This window comes from Streptomyces sp. NPDC006510 (assembly GCF_040611955.1).
Classification (GTDB): Bacteria; Actinomycetota; Actinomycetes; order Streptomycetales; family Streptomycetaceae; genus Streptomyces.
In genome coordinates this window covers 15,505-35,392 of sequence record NZ_JBEXPH010000007.1, presented here as the reverse complement: position 1 = coordinate 35,392, position 19,888 = coordinate 15,505, and the positions used below count along the sequence as shown (strand labels likewise).

Genomic DNA, 19,888 nt, shown 5'->3' with positions numbered 1-19,888 from the left:
GCGGAACATTAGACTCATCGGATCGGCATGCTCGACCAGCTCAAGACGCAAGGAGGCACGGGTGGCTCTGCTGACCCGCATCGGTGGACCGCGTGACCTGGACCGGCTCACTCCCGAGCAGCTGGACCAGCTCGCCGAAGAGATCCGGACCTTCCTCGTCGACGCCGTGTCGAAGACCGGCGGCCACCTCGGCCCCAACCTGGGTGTGGTCGAGCTGACCATCGCCCTGCACCGGGTCTTCGACTCGCCGAAGGACAAGGTGCTGTTCGACACCGGCCACCAGAGCTATGTGCACAAATTGCTCACCGGCCGGCAGGACTTCTCGAAGCTCAAGAGCAAGGGGGGCCTGTCCGGTTACCCCTCGCGCGCCGAGTCCGAGCACGACATCATCGAGAACTCGCACGCCTCCACCGTCCTCGGCTGGGCCGACGGTCTCGCCAAGGCCAACGAGGTACTGGGCAAGGACGACCACGTCGTCGCGGTCATCGGTGACGGCGCACTCACCGGCGGCATGGCCTGGGAGGCGCTGAACAACATCGCCGCCGCCAAGGACCGCCCGCTCGTCATCGTCGTCAACGACAACGAGCGCTCCTACGCGCCGACCATCGGCGGCCTCGCCAACCACCTCGCCACGCTGCGCACCACCGACGGCTACGAGCGTTTCCTGGCCCGCGGCAAGGACATCCTGGAGCGCACCCCCGTCGTCGGGAGGCCGCTGTACGAGACACTGCACGGAGCCAAGAAGGGGCTGAAGGACTTCATCGCCCCGCAGGGCATGTTCGAGGATCTCGGCCTGAAGTACGTCGGCCCGATCGACGGCCACGACATCGAGGCCCTGGAGTCCGCGCTCCAGCGGGCCAAGCGCTTCGGCGGACCCGTCATCGTGCACTGCCTCACCGAGAAGGGCCGCGGCTACACCCCCGCCCTGCTCGACGAGGCCGACCGCTTCCACGCCGTCGGCAAGATCCACCCCGACACCGGCCTCCCGGTCGCCACCTCGGGCCTCGACTGGACCTCCGTGTTCGGCGAGGAGATGGTCAAGCTCGGCAAGGAGCGCGAGGACATCGTCGCGATCACCGCGGCCATGCTCCAGCCGGTCGGCCTGACCAAGTTCGAGAAGGCGTTCCCGGACCGGATCTACGACGTCGGCATCGCCGAGCAGCACGGCGCGGTCTCCGCGGCCGGCCTCGCCACCGGCGGACTGCACCCCGTCTTCGCGGTGTACGCCACCTTCCTCAACCGTGCCTTCGACCAGGTCCTGATGGATGTCGCGCTGCACAGGTGCGGTGTGACCTTCGTCCTGGACCGGGCCGGTGTCACCGGCACCGACGGCGCCTCGCACAACGGCATGTGGGACATGTCGATCCTGCAGTGCGTGCCCACGCTCCGGATCGCCGCCCCGCGCGACGCCGACCAGGTCCGCGCCCAGCTCCGCGAGGCCGTCGAGGTCGACGACGCACCGACCGTGGTCCGCTTCTCCAAGGGCGCGGTCGGCCCGGCGGTCAAGGCCGTCGGCAGGGTCGGCGGCATGGACGTGCTGCGCGAGCCCGGCACCACCCGGCCGGACGTGCTCCTGGTCTCCGTCGGCGCGCTCGCCCCGATGTGCCTGGAGATCGCCGATCTGCTGGAGGCCCAGGGCATCTCGACGACCGTCGTCGACCCGCGCTGGGTCAAGCCGGTCGACGAGGCGATGGCCCCGCTCGCCGAGCAGCACCGGGTCGTCGTCACCGTCGAGGACAACAGCCGGGCCGGCGGAGTCGGTTCCGCCGTCGCCCAGGCGCTGCGCGATGCGGACGTCGACGTACCGCTGCGTGACTTCGGCATCCCGTCGCGCTTCCTCGACCACGCCTCCCGCAAGGAGGTCATGGCCGAGATCGGGCTGACCGCACCGGACATCGCCCGCCAGGTCACCGGCCTCGTCGCCAAGCTGGACGGCCGCTTCGGGACCGGCGCCGACACCCCCTCCGTGATCGAGCCCGCCCGCGACTGACCCCAAGGCCGAGGTCCGTAGCGGCGATTTCGGCCGATGGGCCGGTCGGGCCACCCTGTACGGGTGGTCCGACCGGCCCATTTGCGTGAAATCGCCCGATACGGAGCCCTGTACCGTCGGCGCGGTCCCAATCATGGCGTACACGACGAGTGCGTGGAGGTACGCCGGTGACTGCCCAGCAGGACACACCACCCAGCAGTGACGGACTGTTCCGGACCAAGACGGTCGAGCAGTCCATCCGCGACACCGAGGAGCCGGAGCACGCGCTCAGGAAGTCCCTCTCCGCCCTGGACCTCACGGTCTTCGGAGTGGGCGTCATCATCGGCACCGGCATCTTCGTCCTCACCGGCAAGGTGGCCAAGGAGACGGCCGGGCCCGCCACCGCCCTCGCCTTCGTGGCCGCCGGCGTCGTCTGCGCCCTGGCGGCGCTCTGCTACGCCGAGTTCGCCTCCACCGTCCCGGTCGCCGGCTCCGCCTACACGTTCTCGTACGCCTCGCTCGGTGAACTGGTCGCCTGGATCATCGGCTGGGACCTGGTGCTGGAATTCGCGCTGGGCACTGCGGTGGTGGCGGTCGGCTGGTCCGGCTACGTCCGCTCACTGATGGACAACTTCGGCTGGCACATGCCCGCGGCGCTCTCCGGACCGGATGTGGCAAAAGGACTCGGCTTCGACATCCTGGCCTTCGCCCTGGTGCTCGTCCTGACCGTGGTGCTGGTGCTCGGCATGAAGCTGTCCGCCCGGGTCACGACCGTCGTGGTCGCCATCAAGGTCACGGTGGTCCTGATCGTGATCGCCGCCGGACTGTTCTTCGTGAAGGCCGCCAACTACTCGCCGTTCATCCCCGAGGCACAGCCGCAGACCTCGGGCTCCGGACTGACCGCACCGCTGGTCCAGCTGATGTTCGGTTACGCACCCACCAACTTCGGTGTCATGGGCATCTTCACCGCCGCCTCCGTCGTCTTCTTCGCCTTCATCGGCTTCGACGTGGTGGCCACCGCAGCCGAGGAGACAAAGCTTCCGCAACGTGACATGCCACGTGGCATCCTCGCCTCGCTCTTCATCTGCACCGTGCTCTATGTCGCCGTATCGCTGGTGGTCACGGGCATGGAGCACTACAGCCGGCTGTCGGTGGAAGCCCCGCTGGCCGATGCCTTCAAGGCCGTCGGCCATCCCGTCTACGCCGGACTCATCAGCTTCGGTGCCGCGATCGGCCTCACCACGGTCTGTCTGATCCTGCTGCTGGGACAGACCCGGGTCTTCTTCGCGATGAGCCGCGACGGGCTGCTCCCGCGGTTCTTCTCCAAGACGCACCCGAAGTTCGGCACCCCGTACCGCCCGACCATCCTGCTCGGCGTGATCATCGCGATCGTCGCCGGTTTCACCAGCATCAACGAGCTGGCAACGCTGGTGAACATCGGCACGCTCTTCGCGTTCGTCGTCGTGGCCCTGGGCGTACTGGTGCTGCGCCGCACCCGCCCCGATCTCCACCGGTCCTTCCGCACCCCGTGGGTGCCGCTGATCCCGATCCTCTCGGTGGCCGCGTCGGTGTGGCTGATGCTCAATCTGCCCGCGGAGACCTGGCTGCGGTTCGCCGTCTGGATGGTCATCGGCGTGGTCATCTACTTCGCCTACGGGCGCAGGCGCAGCCGGATCAACGAGCCCGTCGGCCAGGCGTAGTCCCGTCGGTACGCGACGGAGCCGCCGGCCGGTGACGGAGTCCCACGCACCGGCCGCCCCTCGCTCCGTCAGCCGCCGGTGGCGGGGGACTTCTTGGCGGACTCCGGGATCGTGCCGTCCTTGCGGATGGCCTTCCAGAGCTCGCCCGCCTGCGGCTGGGCCGCCACCACGCGGTTGGGGTCCTGCTTGTCGTACGCCACCGGAAGCGTGATCGTTTCCATCGTGCCCGGGTCCACGCCGTTCATCGACCGGGCGAACTCCGCGAGGGACTTGAGCGAGGCGAGACCCTCGTCGGTGGTCAGCGACTTGGTGGCCGAGCTGGCGATCTTGTAGGACTTGGCCGGACTGCCCAGCAGGTCCTGCGACTTGACCTCGCTCAGCAGGGCGAGCAGGAACTGCTGCTGGAGTCCGATCCGGCCGAGGTCGCTGCCGTCCCCGATGCCATGGCGGGTACGGACGTATGCGAGGGACTCGGTGCCGTCGAGCTTGTGCGGGCCCTTGGTGAGGTCGAGGCCGGACGACTTGTCGTGCATGTCCTGCGGAACATCGACCGTGACGCCCCCGATGGCGTCCACCAGGTCCTTGAACCCGGCGAAGTTGATCTCCAGGTAGTGGTCGATCCGGACCTCGGACATCTTCTCGACGGTCTTGACCACGCAGGCCGGACCGACCTGCGAGTAGACGGAGTTGAACATCACGCGGTTCGCCGACGGCACCGTCGAGCCGTCGGCCTTGGTGCACTCGGGCCGGGTCACCAGGGTGTCACGGGGGATGGACACGGCGACCGCCCTGGAGCGGCCCTCGGGAATGTGCACCACCATCGCGGTGTCGGACCGGGCACCGCTGACGTTCCCGCCGCCGCCCAACTCCTTGTTCTCGGCGCCGGCCCGCGAGTCGGAGCCGAGCACCAGCAGGTTCTGACCGCTGGTCGGCAGCTTCTCGGGGCGGTTGTCGCCGAGCGCCTTGTCGATGTCCACGCCCTGGATGTTCCCGTCGAGGCGGCTGTAGAGCCAGTAGACGGTGCCGCCGCCCGCGAGCAGCAGGACGAGCAGGACGCAGAGGGTGATCTTGAGGCCGCGGCGGCGCTTGCGAGGGCCTCCCCTCCGCTTCCGTCCGCCGCCATGAGAGGCCGAACGACCGTCGCGCGTGCCGTGGGTCATGGCGTCGTGGCTCATCGTGGTCGAGTCCTCAAATCTCATGGCCCGAGGTGGGCTGTGACGTGCGTGGGACTCGGGTGGGGGGTGTGGCCGGTCCGTACGTGCATGACTGAGCGTGCACTATAGAACAGAGGATCGTGCGAATGGGTGTTTTGGCCCCCGGAATCATGATCTGCACTGCTCGAACTACTATTCGTTCATGACTTGGTTGATCACGGGTGGGGCGGGCTTCATCGGGGCGCATGTCGTCCGCGCTATGCGCGAGGCCGGCGAGAAGGTCGCCGTGTACGACGATCTCTCGACGGGCGACCGCTCACGCGTCCCCGCGGACGTCCCGTTCGTCCGGGGTTCGACGCTCGACGCGGCCCGGCTGCGGCACACCCTGGCGGAACTGTCGGTGCGGGGCGTGGTCCACCTGGCCGCGAAGAAGCAGGTGGCGGAGTCCGTCGAACGCCCGCTGTTCTACTACCGGGAGAACGTGCAGGGTCTGCAGACCCTGCTGGAGGCCGCCGCCGACAGCGAGGTGCGGGCCTTCCTCTTCTCGTCGTCGGCGGCCGTCTATGGAATGCCCGACGTGCGGCTGGTGACGGAGACGACTCCGTGCGCCCCGATCAACCCCTACGGCGAGACCAAGCTGACGGGCGAGTGGATGGTGCGCGCCGCAGGCCGGGCGCACGGCTTCGCCACCGCCTCGATGCGGTACTTCAACGTCGCCGGCGCGGCCACTCCGGCCCTCGCCGACACGGGCGTGTACAACCTGGTGCCCATGGTCTTCGAGAAGCTGACGCAGGGTGCGGCCCCGGTGGTCTTCGGCGACGACTACGACACCGCGGACGGCACCTGCGTACGCGACTTCATCCACGTCGACGACATCGCATCGGCACACCTCGCCGCGGCGCGGGCACTTCTCGACCGGGAGCCGGGCAGCGACCTGACCGTCAACATCGGCCGGGGTGAAGGCGTCTCGGTGCGCGAGATGATCGAACTGATCGGTGAGGTGACGGGGTACGGGGCCGAGGCGGCTCCGGTCTCGGCACCGCGCAGGGCGGGCGACCCGGCGAGGGTCGTCGCCTCGGCCGACCGGATCCGCGGCGAGCTGGGCTGGTCCGCCCGGCACGACGCACGCGAGATGGTCGCGTCGGCGTGGGAGGGCTGGTGCCTCAGGCACCCCGAGGCGCGTCGCCCTGCCACCGCGGACACCTCGGCCTGAGCATGCCATGGCCTGTTTATGATGTCTCGATCCAGCGCCTGTGACTTGCACGGGCCTGTTCCCGGGGAGGGTGACGAACAGCGATGCGCAGCGCCTCCCTACGTGAAGCGAAGCAGCGGAGCGAGCCCGTCGCGGAAGCGTCCGAGCGGCTCACCCACGCCCTGGACGGCCCCTGGCTGCTGACCGGACATGACGGCAGGCTGACCGCGTACGTCCACGTCGAGGGTGCCGTGCTGCGATGGACGGAGTCCGCTCCCGGTGGCCGGCGGTGGGCCGGACCGGACGTCCTGCCCGCGAAGGACATCGACCGGCTCACCGTGGTGCAGGGGCAGAATCGTTACGCCCACCTGCTGGGGCGCCGGGTCCGGCAGCGGGTCGACGGCTGGACGAACGTAGACATCATGTATGCCACGCAGTACCAGACGGGCCGCCCGATGACGCAGTGGCGCTCGCTGGGCAATCCGTTCAAGGAGATCGACAAGGCGGTCGAGACCGGCGCCCCGGCCGGCGCCGTCACGAGCGACGGCGCGCTGCATGTCTGCGTCCCGACCGGACCGGGCGGAGTGGCCCTGCGCCGCGAGGACAAGCGGGGCCGGTGGGAGGCGTGGGCTCAGCTCCAGGTGTCCGGCGGCACCGACGGGCCGGCGCCCGCGGCGACCTCGTCCGGCCTGGTGGAGGTCCTGGTCCCCACCCGTACCGCCGCGCTTCGGCTCCGGCAGCCGGAGCCGGGCGGCGCCCTGGTGCGCGGATACGACGTGGCCGTGCCGCCCCTGCCCGGATCGGTGACCGCACTGGAGACCGCCCCGGGCCGGCTGACGTACTACCTGACCGATGCGCGGGGCACCGGTGTCATCGCGGTCCGGGCGGGCAGCTGGCCCGTACCGCTGGGAGGCAACCCCGGGGACGGCCGGATCGCCGCGGTCAGGACCACGGTGGACGGCTTCGACTGCACGGTGCTCGCGGTCCGCGGGGCCGACGGGACGGTCAACCTCGGTGTCTGTTCGACCGAGGGCGAGCAGGCCGGATTCTGGTGGACCGGCACCGGAATGAGCTGCGCCGGAGATCCGGCACTGGCGGCCGACGGTCACGGCAGGGCGGTCGTCGCGGCAGTCGGTGCCGACGGCTCCCTGGCCGTCGCACGCCAGGAGGACGGCCAGGGACTGACCCTCGGCGACTGGAGCCGGATATGAGCGCCGCGGGTTCACCGGAGCGGGTGACGATCGTCGCCGCACGCCATCGCGAGGCGGTGGCACTCGTCGCGGCCGAGAGAGCCGGCGCCGAGCTCACCGTGCTGTGCGTCGAGGAGGACGGCAAGGACGGGAAGGCGGCACTGGACCGCGCACTCGCGGACGCGGAACGGCGCGGCTGCCGGGTCGTGGGTTCCCCGCGGACGATCGGCGCGCAGGACGGCGACGGAAACGCGGCGCTGCTCCGGGAGCTGCGCGCACTTCGCCCGCAGCGGGTGCGCCTGGCGGATCCCGATCCGGCGCATGTGTCGTACGACGAGGCACGCGAGGTCCCGGTGCACGACGAGCCGGCCGAGAACGCCGCCGCCGCACTCGCCGCGCTGACCGCGGTCCGCGAACACCAGCTGGAAACGGGGATCCCGGTCCTCGTCGACTGCCGTCGCGCCGGTGCGGACGGGCCGCCCGGCACCGCTGGGCAGCCGCGCTACCCGCACACGACACATTGGCTGACCGAGGGATTCGACGGCAGGCTCTCCGCCTTCCTGTCCTCCGCGGCGGGTGTCGTGCGATGGACGCAGCGCGAACCGGGGGGCGCGGCCTGGCAGGGACCGGAACTCCTTCCCGGCCCGCGGCTGATGCCCGGCCTCCGGGTGGTCCGGGACCCGCATGGTTTCCCGCACCTCTTCGCACTGCGCAGAACCCCTCTCAAGGACGGCGGCGACGACCTCGCGGTGGTGCAGGCCACCCAGTACCGCACCGGACACCCCCTCACCCCATGGCGCTCGTTGGGCAGCCCGAACCCCGGCAACAAGCACCGGAGCCGGGAGGTCGGATTCCCGGCGGCCGCTTTCGACGGCACGAGCGGCCTCTTCGTCTTCGTACGCAACTTCGGGCACAGCGTGAGCTACCGGCACCAGGGGGCCGACGGTGCCTGGACCGCGTGGCAGCACCTGCGCGGGGTCCGCGTCGCCGACGAGCTCGTCGCCGTGACCACGGTCGGCGGGGAGGTCGAACTCTTCGCCCGGGCCCGGGACTCCGCCGCGGTGCTGCGCTGGTACCGCTCGGGGCCCGACGGCGCGTGGACCGAGGACCGGACGGTGCCGTTCTCGCCCCGTCCGGGATCGATGGCGGCCGGGCCCGAGCCGGGGACGGTTCTCTTCCGCGATCTGAGGACCAATGAGCCGTGCGTCTGGTGGCCGGGCGCGACGGGCCCGGTGCCGCTCGGCGGCGACGACGGAGTGGGCCCCGTCACCGGTGTCCGAGGCGTCGAGGTGGACGGCTGGGCCTACTCCCTGCTGGTCCGGTCCGGCCCCGGAGGCGCCTGTGCGGTGGGGGTGCACGCCGAGGGCCGGGCGGACGCGGGCGTGTGGTGGAACGAACTCCCCGCGGATTGGACTGTGATGCCCGCAGTTGTCCGGGACCGTATGGGCGTTGTTACCTTGGCGACCCTCACCGCCGGGTCACAGCTGGCACTTTCTCACCGAGAGTCACCGTCTGCCGGGTTTGAATTCGGTAGTTGGTACACAGTGTGACGCTTTGCCGTCCTTGATGATCTTTTTAGCCACAAGGTTGGCCGAAACCTGTTCAGGTTTTGATAAAGTCTGTGAATCTTCAATATGAAGAGTTCGGGGGAGTCTCGTGAACATTCGGATATCCCTCGACCGTGTATGGATGGACGGGGGCCTGCCGCTGTCGTTCTCGTGACTGAGGGGTTATGGCCAAGCTGTCCTTGCGTGCTGTCCAGAAGCTCACCTGCAAGAAGCGTGACGCATGGTGGACGGTGATCCTGGTCGACCCCGTGGCCACGCGGATGCTCATCGTGATGGCGCGGTTCAACTTCATCACGCCCAACCGTGTGACATGGGCGGCTCTGTTCGTCGGACTCGGCTCCGCCGGGTTCTTCCTCAAGGGCGACTGGCAGTCCCTGGTCATCGGGGCAGCGCTCTACCACCTGAGCTTCATCCTCGACTGCATCGATGGAAAGCTCGCGAGGCTCAAGGGCAACGGCACCGTCTTCGGTGGCTGGCTCGACTACGTCTTCGACCGCATCAGGGTGCTCTTCTGCGCCCTCGCCCTGATGGGCGGCCAGTACCTGCGCAACGGTGATGAAAGGTTTCTGCTGGCCGCGCTGATGGTCGTCTTCCTCGACATGCTCCGGTACGTCGACGCGCTTCAGATCTACAAGATGCGCATGTCGATGCGGACGAAGATCGAGAAGGTCACCCAGGAACGCCGCGAGGCCGAACTCGCCGCCGCCGGCGAGGACCGGGCGGAGCCCGAGGCCCAGCAGATCCGGTTCATGGAGGACCTGCTGCGCGAGAACCCCGAGGCGGAGGCGGAGCTGCTCAAGGAACAGGCGGGCGCAGGCCAGGTCGTCGACCTGCACGCCCAGTTCCGCCACCGCTTCCCCTGGTACCTGCGGGTGCGGCAGGCGCTGCTGCGCAGCCGTATCAGGCCGCACCTCATCAGCGGCATCGAGTTCCAGATGTTCGTCTTCATCGTGGGACCGCTGATCGGCCAGATCCTGTGGACCACGGCGGTCTCCGCGATCCTGCTGGGGATCTTCGAGCTGATCATCATGTACAAGTTCTGGCTCTCCACACGCGACTTCACCCATGTGATGGCCGAGCTGGCACAGACCCCGTCCGGCGCGGGCTCCATCGCCCCCCACCTCCACCGGGGCCGGCACCGCCGCGGTGTGCAGGACGACCCGCTCACCGACCCGGCGTTCCAGGCACCGCCGCCCTACGAGGACCCCGGATTCCAGCCGTACCCCGAGCCCTACCCGTCGTACGGGGCACCGGTCCCGCCGGCCGCGGAGCAGCCGTACCAGCAGCCGCAGGCACAGCCGTACCAGCCGCCGCGGACCCAGGGGTACGACCACCCGGCGCAGGGGCAGCCGGTGTACATCGCCCCCCATGCCGTGCCGCCTCACCGCGGGTACCCGGGCGATCGAGAGGGCGTCGGATGAACCACGAGCAGGACACACCTGACGTCTGGGTCACGGTGGTCATCCCCGCGTACAACGCGGCCACGACGATCGGCAAGGCGCTCCAGTCCGCCGTCAACCAGACGTACGAGCTGGTCGAGGTCGTCGTCGTGGACGACGCCTCCACGGACAACACCCTCGATGTCGTGAAGAACTTCGCGGGGAACAACCACCGCGTCCGGGTGCTCCGCCGTCCCACGAACAGCGGCGGCGTCGGCGCGCCCCGCAACCTGGGCATCGCACAGGCCGGCGGCCGGTACGTGATGTTCCTCGACGCCGACGACGAGCTGCCGCCCCGTGCCTGTGAGCTGCTGCTGGCCAGTGCGCTGGAGAGCGGCAGCGACATCACCGCGGGCAAGGCGGTCCGGGTCAACCGGGCCACCGGCGAGAGCGAGGGCTGGGCGCCCGAGGTGTACGCGCTGGGACGCACCGTGCCCAGCCTGGTGGAGTTCCCGCTGATGCTCGCCGACCCGATCGCGGCGGCCAAGCTGTACCGGGTGGACTTCCTGCGGTCGGGCGGGGTCTGGTTCCCCGAGGGGGTCTTCTACGAGGACACGTACTTCTCCACCGTGGCGGGCTGCCTCGCCGACGGGATCACCGTCATCACCGACCCCGTCTACCGGTGGATGTGGGAACCCGAGGGCGGATCGATCACCGGCCGCACGGGCGAGCTGCGCTCCATCAGCGACCGGGTCGCGGTGCACCGGGCCACCGACGCGTTCCTCCTCGACCGGGGTCTCTGGCAGCTCAAGGTCCGCAAGGACTCGAAGTTCCTCGCACACGACCTGCGCCTGTACATGAGGGCGCTCGCGGAGGGCGACCCGGAGTTCCAGCAGGGGTTCGCCGAGATCGCGAGCAACTACCTCTTCTCCATCAGCGACGAGGCGTTCGAGCTGTGCGACCCGGTCGACCGGGTCAGGGCCTACCTCGTCATGTACCAGGAGATCGAGGCCGCGCTCACCACGCTCGACTACGTGCAGCGCAAGAGCGTGCTGTCGTCCTTCCTCGTGGAGGAGGACGGACGGGTGTACTGGTCGGGCGACCATCTGCACCTGCCGGACGCCCGGCGCATGCTCGATGTGACGGAGCTCGGTCTCTCGGCGGCGAAGCTCGCCCAGGAACCGCTTTTCGCCCAGCTCGACGAGTGGTCCGTGAACGACGGGAAGCTCCGGTTCGAGGGCAGGCTGGTCAACCGTTTCGGGCGGATCGAGCCCGGACACGACCTCAGGCTTACCCTGGCCGTACGCAACCGCCACACCAAGAAGGACGTCACGGTCCCGGTCGCCGGCATCGAGGTCGACGAACGGTTCGTCGACTTCGGGGGCACCGTCGACCTGCCCGCCGTCCTCGGCGACGAGTTCTCCCAGAACACGGTCTGGAACGTGTCGGTCATCGTCGAGTGGAACCGTGCCAGGTCCCGCTCCCCGCTCAATGTGCGGGACGTGGAACTCTCCGGGCTCACCTTCCTGGCGAACGGGGAAGAGCTGGAGGGTTACCGCACGATCAGCGGCAACCTCGCCCTGAGGGCGGCCACGGCGGGCCGCCGGACCTTCGAGTCCGCGCAGAATGACCCCGACGCGCCGTGGATGTGGTGGCGCGACCGGCTTCACCCGCCGATATCCCGCCTGGACCATCCCTTCGAGATGGCCGTCGTCGTGCCCTGCTACAACGTGGCCAAGTATCTGGACGACTGCCTCGGCTCGATCGCGGCCCAGGAGGGCTTCGCGGCCACCCAGGTCATCCTGGTGGACGACGGCGCCACCGACGAGACACCCCGCATCCTCGACAACTTCGCGCAGTACTACGCCAATGTGACCGTCGTCCACCAGCGGAACGGCGGACTCGGAAACGCCCGGAACAACGGTCTCGACCTGGTCACCGCGCCGTATGTCACCTTCCTCGACTCCGACGACATCCTCGGCGAGCAGGCCCTGTCGCACATGCTCCAGGCGGCCTGGCGGGACGGCTCCGAGCTGGTCGTGGGTGACCTGGTGAACTTCCCCGACCGGCCCTACGGCCCGTGGAAGCAGTACTTCGGGCAGGGGGACCGCCGCATCGACGACTTCGCCTCCGTACCCGATCTCATCTTCAGCGGCTCCGCGTGCAACAAGCTGTTCAGCACGCAGCTGCTGCGACGGCTCGGGGTGCGCTTCGGCGAAGGAGTCCACTTCGAGGACTCCTGGGTGACGCTGCCGAGCATGCTGCGGGCCAACGCCATCAGCCTGGTCGACCGCCCGGTGTACTACTACCGGGGGCGCCCCGACGGGTCCTCCATCATGGACTCCCTGTGGAGCAAGCCGGCGAACTACCGGGACCACCTGCGGCTCAACCACTTCCTGCTGGACTACACCGCCACCGAGCGGGCCGACATCCGGCACATGTTCCAGCGCTATGTGACCCGCACCTACAAGGGCTTCCTGTGCAACGCCCGTAACGTCATGGGCCGGTCGCAGCTGGAGGAGATGTTCCCGGACATCTGCCGCCACTACGCGCAGATACCCGACGAGGTCATCCTCGAATACGCCACCAACCCCGCCCAGCAGCTCGATCACTACGCGGCGAAGAGCGGGAACCTGGAGCTCTTCTGCAACCCGGAACCGGCGCTGGAGAACGCCCCGCTGGCGCTGGAGATCGACGACGACGGCTTCCACCGGACCTTCGAGGGAGGCACCCGGAACACCCGGACCGCTCGCGTCAACGACCCCAACGTCGTCGTCGAATCGGTCCGTACCCGAGGCGATGTGCTGGTCGTGGAGGGATGCCTGGCCTTCCCCGGCATGGACATCGGCGGCCCCATGGAGAACCCGCTGGAATTCGTCTACCAGACCGCGCACGCCAAGATCGTCGTGCCGCTGCGCCAGGTCGCCCGCCGCGACCTGTGGAACACCCGCAACGGCCGTGACCTGTACGCCGGCTGGTACGCGGAGGTGCCGGTCAAGGACCTGGCGCGGGGTGGATTCGGGGTCGGCGACTTCCGGCTCCGGGTGCATCGCGTGGATCGCTCGCGGCAGCGCAACGTCATCATGAAGGCGCGCCTCCCGCTGCACCGGCTGAAGGGCCCCGGCCGGATCGCCGGCTACCCCTACATGCTGACCATCGGGGGCCAGGAGGCGCTGCACCTGCGCCTTGTCGACCGGAAGCGCGGCGCGCGGGCGAAGCACGCCCTGTGGCGGATGTCCCGTGAGATCCGCATTCTCAGGACCCGCAATCCCGGGTGGCGCATGCGTCTCGCCTACTGGCTCGTATACCCGTTCCTCAACTCCCGTGAGATCTGGCTCATCGGCGAACGGTCGGACACGGCCCAGGACAACTCGTACCACTTCTTCAAGTGGATGCGGACCCACCGCAAGCGGCGCAAGGCGTACTACGTCATCGACGGGAACTCCCCCGACTACAAGAAGGTCGCCCCCTTCGGCAGGGTGATCAAGCTCGGTTCCTTCAAGCACCGGATGTATCTGCTGCATGCGACCAAGCTGATCGGTTCGTACGACTCCGAGTCGTATCTGCTGCCCGAGGGCTATCGGAAGGTGCTCTTCCTGCACCGGTTCGGTGAGCTGCTGAAGTATCAGCGGGTCTTCCTGCAGCACGGAATCATCTACAACGACGTGACTTCGGGCGTGGACCAGCGGATCACCAGTTACGACATGATCGTGACCACGGGCCGTCAGGAGCGCGCCTACCTGGCGCGCGAGGCCGGCTTCGGTGACCGCGCGGTGCTGGCCGGCCTGCCCAGGTTCGACGCGCTGCGACGGGAGCCGGGGCAGCGTCCGCGCATCCTGCTCATGCCGACCTGGCGGCAGTGGATCGTCACGGCTTCCTACAAGAAGTCGGCGGGTCCGGCCAAGACGGCCTTCACCCAGTCCGAGTACTTCAGGTTCTACCGGTCGCTCCTCTCGGACCGGCGGCTCGTCGCGGCCCTGGAACACTTCGGCGTCGACCTGGAGTTCTTCCCGCACTACGAGATCCGGCCGTACCTGCACAACTTCCGGATCGATTCCCCCGCGATCGAGGTCGCCGATCCCAGGACGCGCAATGTCCAGGAAGCCATGAAGCAGTGCTCCCTCATGGTCACGGACTACTCGTCGGTCTTCTTCGACGTGGCCTACATGGGGATCCCGCTCGTCCATGTGCCCTTCGACGAGGAGGACTTCTACGGACGGCACTACAAGCGGGGTTACTTCAACCTGACGGAGCACGGCTTCGGCCCGGTCTGCCGTACGGTCGACCAGGCCGTCGACGAGATCATCGCCTCGATGGCCAGGAACTTCACCGTCGAGAGCCCCTACCGCGAGCGTGCGGAACAGTTCTTCGCACACCGCGGCGAGGGCAACTGCGAACGGGTCTACGAGGCGATCGACGCCCTGGGGACGGCGAGCGCCGCCGATCTCGGCCCTTCGGGACCCGTCGGCGCCCTGCCGGCCACCCGGGTACGCCGGGACGACGACATGCCGAGCGCTCGGGACACCGGCGGGGCGGCCGTGCACGCGGCCGGCCAGGGGACTTACGGGGCCGGGTGGGACCGTGCGGTCTGACTGGAATCCCGAGCAGGGCAGGCCCCGCAGGATCTTCCTCGCGGGCGACTCCGCCGCGGTGACGCGGGAAGCGAGCAAGGCGCCCATGACGGGCTGGGGCCAGGTGCTCCACTTCTTCCTCAGCTCGGAGGAGGTGGAGGTCGTCAACTGCGCACGGGCCGGAGCGAGTGCCCGCACGTTCAGCGAGCGCGGCAGGCTCGACTGGATCCTCCAGCACATCCGCCCCGGGGACTATCTGTTCACCTCGTTCGGCATCAACGACGCCAAGCCGGAGGAGTGGCTCCGCACGGAGGCGTACGGCGACTTCCCGTACCACCTGCGGAAGTTCGTCGACGGTGCGCGCGAACGCAATGCCCACCCGGTGCTGATCAGCCCGCCGGAACGGGACACCCACGACGCGCACGGCAACATGCCGAGGAGCATCACGGAGTACCCGATGGCGATGCGCGACCTCGCGGCCGAGTGCAGCGTTCCGTACATCAACCTCTACGACCAGAGCCACAGCTGGTGGGAGGGGCTGGGGCCGGAAGGCGTACGCCCCTTCTTCATCCACCTCGAACCGCAGGAACACCCGAACTATCCGGACGGCTTCCACGACCCCGGTCACATGACGCCGGAGGGTGCTATCGCGTGCGCACGCTATGTCGCCTACGCGCTGGTGGAGCAGCGGATCGTGCCACCGCACTGGGCCATCAACCTCGACCGTACGGATCTTCCTCCGGAATGGGTGACCTGGCTCGACGAGGAGACACACGCCGAACTGACCAGGTCACGCACGCTGGGCTCGAACTGAGAGTCGGACGATCATGAGCACCTTCACCCTCGCCGGAATGCGCAGCGTCCAGCAGGACAACCCCTCGATCGTGGCGCACATGGAGCTCCGGTCCGCCGCGGACCCCCGCCTGCCCGTCGAGCCCGGCCGGCGGATCGACTTCGAATGGATCCTCACCCCGCAGGGCGACGGCACCCGCTACTACGGGTATCTCATGGCCGACTCGTTCGACAAGGTCGCCACCATCGAGAACATGGCCGGAATGAGCCTGCTGCCCTCGGGCGACCGGTACGCGACATCGACGGGTCCCGGCGTCGAGCGCATCGCCAGGTTCACGCTCCGGGTGAACCGGCACGCCGCACCCGATGCCTTCCTCGTCCCCGTCCTTCGGACGGGCATCATCGCCGATGGCGGAAGGGGCCTCACCTCCACCACGTTCTCGCTGAAGAACCACGGCTTCCGGATCGCCCCGCTGCCTCCGCAGGGCCGGAGCATGACGGTGGCACCCGGGCACCGCGGAGTGCTGACCGACCTCACCGCCGGAATGGGCGAGGACGTCAGGCTGGTCGGTGTCGGACCCGCCCGGCACGGGGTGACGAGCGTCGAGGTGGACGGAGCGGTGACGTACCACCCGTTCTCCGGTCATCTGGGCTACGACTGGTTCGACTACGTACTGGACGCCGGTGGTGGCCGACTGGTCTCCGGCCGGGTGACGGTTCATGTCGGGGACCTCGGCGCGACACCCGGCGTGCTCGGAGGCTGGGCACCGGCACCGTGAGACCGCACCGGGAACGCCTCGTGCGGTGGTGCGCGGTCCTGCTGGCCATGGCGGTGACGGCAGCCGGGTGCACCGGGCACGGTCCCGGCCGACGTGACGACCCGCCGCGCCCGTCCCGGCCGGCCGGAGGGTGCGGGCAGACCCTGCCGTGCGGGGTGGAGGCGGAGTGGATCACCCGCCGACTGGCGGACGGTGCGCCGGTCTCCCTCGGCGTGGTGACCGTCAGCCCGTCCGCCCGGGTCACGGTGAAGCCGGTCGTCGGCGACCATCTCGCGACCACCGAGACCGTTACGAGGACGGCGCGGCGCGAACGAGCCGTGGCCGCGGTGAACGGCTCCTACTTCGACACCGCCGGGTCCCGCGTCTTCAGCGGCTATCCGGGAGACCCGCTGGGCGTTCTCGCCGTCGACGGCAGGCTGCTCAGCGAGGCGGCGAACGGCCGCACCGCGCTGATCCTTCCCGGCCCCGGGGGCCGGCCCCGCATCGACGAAGTGCGTTCCGGGATGCGGCTGACCGCGCCGGACGGAGCCGTGCGTGAGCTGGACGGGGTCGACCGGGTGCCGGGCAGGATCGTCGGCTGCGGAGGCACGGGCGGGGACCGGCCGGCCGGCACGGGCCTGCCGGAGCAGCGGCCCCGGCACAATCAACTCTGCCTGGACGAGAGCGAGATCGTCGCCTTCACACCTGACTGGGGCGCATATTCACCACCCGGCGCACCCGGCAGCGCGGAGGCCGTGCTCGACGCGGACGGGCGGGTGACGGAGCTCCGCAGCCCCGCGGGCGGCGAGATCCCCCGGACCGGCTCCACCCTCACCGGGGTGGGGGAGGGCGCCGACTGGCTGCGGAGACACGCACGTCAGGGGCTGCCGGTCGGGCGGCGGACGAGCGTGACGGACAGCAGCGGGCGGAACATCCTCGCACCTGGAGCGTCCGTACTGGGCGCGGGCCCCGCGCTGCTGCGCGGGGGAAGGACCTGGATCAACGCCGCGGCCAACGGTTTCACCGGCGACACGTCGACCGAGCGCCAGCCCCGCACGGCCGTCGGCATCAAGGCGGACGGCACGCTCCTCCTCGTCGCGTTCGACGGCCGCAGCCCCACCAGCGCGGGCGTCACCCTGGGGGAAGCGGCGGCACTCCTGCGCGATCTGGGTGCGGCGGACGCCATCAACCTCGACGGCGGAGGCTCCACCACGATGGTGGTGAACGGGCGGCTCCGCAACCGGCCCAGGGGCGCGGAGGGAGCGCCGGTGAGGGAACGCGCCGTGGCCGATGCACTGGCCGTCCTGCCGCGCTGACCCGCACACATGACACGGCCCATGACAGGTGTGCCATCACGGGCGCACGACGAACGGGCCGCACGGGGAGATCCCCGTACGGCCCGCCGTCGTTACCGTGCAGGTGTTACGCCGGAACGCTCGCCACGCCCTGTGCGAGGAACTTCTTGCCGTTCACCCGCTCCGAGACGCCCTCGCGGTCCAGGTACGGGGTGATGCCGCCCAGGTGGAAGGGCCAGCCCGCGCCGGTGATCAGGCACAGGTCGATGTCCTGGGCCTCGGCGACGACGCCCTCGTCCAGCATCAGACCGATCTCCTGCGCCACCGCGTCCAGGACCCGGTCGCGGACCTGCTCCTCGGACAGGACGACGTCGCCCTGCTTGAGAAGTGCGGCGACCTCCGGGTCCAGCTCCGGCTTGGCTGGGTTCTCGGCGGAGTAGACGTAGAAGCCGCGCTTGCCGGCCTTGACGACCGCGGCCAGGTTCGCGGAGACGGTGAACCGGTCCGGGAAGGCGCGGTTCAGGGTCTCGGAGACATGCAGACCGATGGCCGGGCCGACCAGCTCCAGAAGCACCAGCGGGGACATCGGCAGACCGAGCGGCTCGATGGACTTCTCGGCGACCTCGACCGGGGTGCCCTCGTCGATGACGTTCTGGATCTCGCCCATGAAGCGGGTCAGGATGCGGTTGACGACGAACGCCGGGGCGTCCTTCACCAGCACCGCGGTCTTCTTCAGCTTCCGTGCCACACCGAACGCCGTGGCCAGCGAGGCGTCGTCGGTCCGCTCACCGCGGACGATCTCCAGCAGCGGCAGGATCGCGACCGGGTTGAAGAAGTGGAAGCCGACGACCCGCTCGGGGTGCTTCAGCTTCGACGCCATCTCGGTGACCGAGAGGGACGAGGTGTTGGTGGCGAGGATCGCGTGCGCCGGGGCGACCGCCTCGACCTCCGCGAACACCTGCTGCTTGACGCCGATCTCCTCGAAGACGGCCTCGATGATGAAGTCGGCGTCGGAGAAGCCCTCCGCCTTGTCCAGCACACCGGAGACCAGGGCCTTGAGGCGGTTGGCCTTGTCCTGGTTGATCCGGCCCTTGCCGAGCAGCTTCTCGATCTCGGCGTGGACATAGCCCACACCCTTGTCGACGCGCTCCTGGTCGATGTCGGTCAGCACGACCGGCACCTCCAGACGGCGCAGGAACAGCAGCGCCAGCTGCGAGGCCATCAGACCGGCACCGACGACGCCGACCTTGGTGACCGGACGGGCCAGGTTCTTGTCCGGGGCCCCGGCCGGGCGCTTGGCGCGCTTCTGGACCAGGTTGAAGGAGTAGATCCCGGAGCGCAGCTCGCCGCCCATGATCAGGTCCGCGAGGGCCTGGTCCTCGGCGTCGAAGCCGGCGCCCAGGTCGCCGTCCTTCGCCGCGGCGATGATCTCCAGCGCGCGGTACGCGGCCGGGGCGGCGCCGTGCACCTTGGAGTCGGCGATGGCCTTGCCACGGGCGACGGCCTGGTCCCAGGCGTCACCGCGGTCGATCTCGGGGCGCTCCACCGTGACCGTGCCGTTGAGCACGTTCGCGGTCCAGATCAGCGACTGCTCCAGGAAGTCCGCGCCCTCGAAGAGCGCGTCGGCGATCCCGAGCTCGAAGACCTGCTTGCCCCCCAGCTGACGGTTCTGGTTCAGCGAGTTCTCGATGATGACCGAGACCGCGCGGTCGGCGCCGATCAGGTTCGGCAGCAGGGCGCAGCCGCCCCAGCCCGGAACCAGACCGAGGAAGACCTCGGGCAGCGAGAACGCGGGCAGCGCCTTGGAAACGGTGCGGTACGAGCAGTGCAGACCGACCTCGACACCGCCGCCCATCGCCGCGCCGTTGTAGTACGCGAACGTCGGGACCGCGAGACCGGAGAGGCGGCGGAAGACGTCGTGGCCGCCCTTGCCGATGGCGAGCGCGTCGTCGTGGTTCCTCAGCAGCTCGACGCCCTTGAGGTCGGCGCCGACCGCGAAGATGAACGGCTTGCCGGTGATGCCGATACCGGTGATCGCACCCTCGGTGGCCTCCTTCTCGACCTGGTCGATGGCGGCGTTCAGGTTCGCCAGCGACTGCGGTCCGAAGGTGGTCGGCTTGGTGTGGTCCAGGCCGTTGTCCAGCGTGATGAGGGCGAAGCGGCCCGCACCGGCCGGCAGGTCCAGGTGGCGTACGTGCGCCTGGGTGACGACCTCGCCGGGGAACAGCTCGGCCGCACCCTTCAGAAGCTCAGTGGTGGAGCTCATGCCTGACCCTCGCTTCGCTCGGCCCAGCCTTCGCTCAGGCTGCGCCTCTTGTCT

The 19,888-nt window shown here is 69.3% G+C and carries 12 protein-coding genes; 10 read left to right on the top strand and 2 right to left on the bottom strand.

The genetic code is table 11. The annotated features are described in order from the left end of the window. The first annotated feature begins 61 nt into the window (after positions 1–61). Both dxs and ABZY11_RS04120 read left to right on the top strand, forming a co-directional pair. Positions 62–1,990: a 1-deoxy-D-xylulose-5-phosphate synthase gene (gene dxs, locus ABZY11_RS04125; protein ID WP_356477624.1), complete on the top strand. Its 1,929-nt coding sequence runs from the start codon at positions 62–64 to the stop codon at positions 1,988–1,990. Positions 1,991–2,157: 167 nt separating this feature from the next. Next, the gene (locus ABZY11_RS04120) at positions 2,158–3,669 is read left to right on the top strand and encodes an amino acid permease (RefSeq protein ID WP_356477623.1); all 1,512 of its coding nucleotides are present in this window, start codon (positions 2,158–2,160) and stop codon (positions 3,667–3,669) included. A 68-nt stretch (positions 3,670–3,737) separates the two neighbouring features. Here ABZY11_RS04120 and ABZY11_RS04115 read toward each other — a convergent pair whose 3' ends face one another. Further along, a complete protein-coding gene (locus ABZY11_RS04115; protein ID WP_356477622.1) occupies positions 3,738–4,844 on the bottom strand; it encodes an LCP family protein in 1,107 nt (368 codons plus the stop codon). Between the two features lie 181 nt (positions 4,845–5,025). Between ABZY11_RS04115 and galE the strand changes: the two genes are divergently transcribed. The 8 genes from galE (at position 5,026) to ABZY11_RS04075 (ending at position 17,589) form a co-directional block, all read left to right on the top strand. Continuing rightward, the gene (galE, locus tag ABZY11_RS04110; protein ID WP_356477621.1) at positions 5,026–6,036 is read left to right on the top strand and encodes a UDP-glucose 4-epimerase GalE; all 1,011 of its coding nucleotides are present in this window, start codon (positions 5,026–5,028) and stop codon (positions 6,034–6,036) included. Between the two features lie 83 nt (positions 6,037–6,119). After that, positions 6,120–7,226: a hypothetical protein gene (locus ABZY11_RS04105; protein WP_356477620.1), complete on the top strand. Its 1,107-nt coding sequence runs from the start codon at positions 6,120–6,122 to the stop codon at positions 7,224–7,226. Next, positions 7,223–8,755 carry a hypothetical protein gene (locus tag ABZY11_RS04100; protein WP_356477619.1) on the top strand — a complete coding sequence of 511 codons (1,533 nt, stop codon included), beginning with the start codon at positions 7,223–7,225 and terminating at the stop codon, positions 8,753–8,755. The genes ABZY11_RS04105 and ABZY11_RS04100 overlap by 4 nt, the downstream gene beginning before the upstream one ends. A gap of 182 nt (positions 8,756–8,937) precedes the next feature. Beyond that, positions 8,938–10,194 (top strand): CDP-alcohol phosphatidyltransferase family protein, encoded by a 1,257-nt coding sequence (locus tag ABZY11_RS04095; protein WP_356477618.1) that lies wholly within the window; start codon positions 8,938–8,940, stop codon positions 10,192–10,194. Beyond that, on the top strand, positions 10,191–14,744 hold the full coding sequence (locus ABZY11_RS04090; protein WP_356477617.1) for a glycosyltransferase: 4,554 nt from the start codon (positions 10,191–10,193) through the stop codon (positions 14,742–14,744). The genes ABZY11_RS04095 and ABZY11_RS04090 overlap by 4 nt, the downstream gene beginning before the upstream one ends. Next, the gene (locus ABZY11_RS04085) at positions 14,734–15,537 is read left to right on the top strand and encodes a rhamnogalacturonan acetylesterase (protein WP_356477616.1); all 804 of its coding nucleotides are present in this window, start codon (positions 14,734–14,736) and stop codon (positions 15,535–15,537) included. The genes ABZY11_RS04090 and ABZY11_RS04085 overlap by 11 nt, the downstream gene beginning before the upstream one ends. 13 nt (positions 15,538–15,550) lie before the next feature. Continuing rightward, positions 15,551–16,294: an Ig-like domain-containing protein gene (locus ABZY11_RS04080; protein WP_356477615.1), complete on the top strand. Its 744-nt coding sequence runs from the start codon at positions 15,551–15,553 to the stop codon at positions 16,292–16,294. Then, a complete protein-coding gene (locus tag ABZY11_RS04075; protein ID WP_356477614.1) occupies positions 16,291–17,589 on the top strand; it encodes a phosphodiester glycosidase family protein in 1,299 nt (432 codons plus the stop codon). The genes ABZY11_RS04080 and ABZY11_RS04075 overlap by 4 nt, the downstream gene beginning before the upstream one ends. Before the next feature lie 106 nt (positions 17,590–17,695). Here the strand turns inward: ABZY11_RS04075 and ABZY11_RS04070 are convergent, their stop codons facing one another. Next, positions 17,696–19,834: a 3-hydroxyacyl-CoA dehydrogenase NAD-binding domain-containing protein gene (locus ABZY11_RS04070; RefSeq protein WP_356477613.1), complete on the bottom strand. Its 2,139-nt coding sequence runs from the start codon at positions 19,832–19,834 to the stop codon at positions 17,696–17,698. Positions 19,835–19,888: the final 54 nt, after the last annotated feature.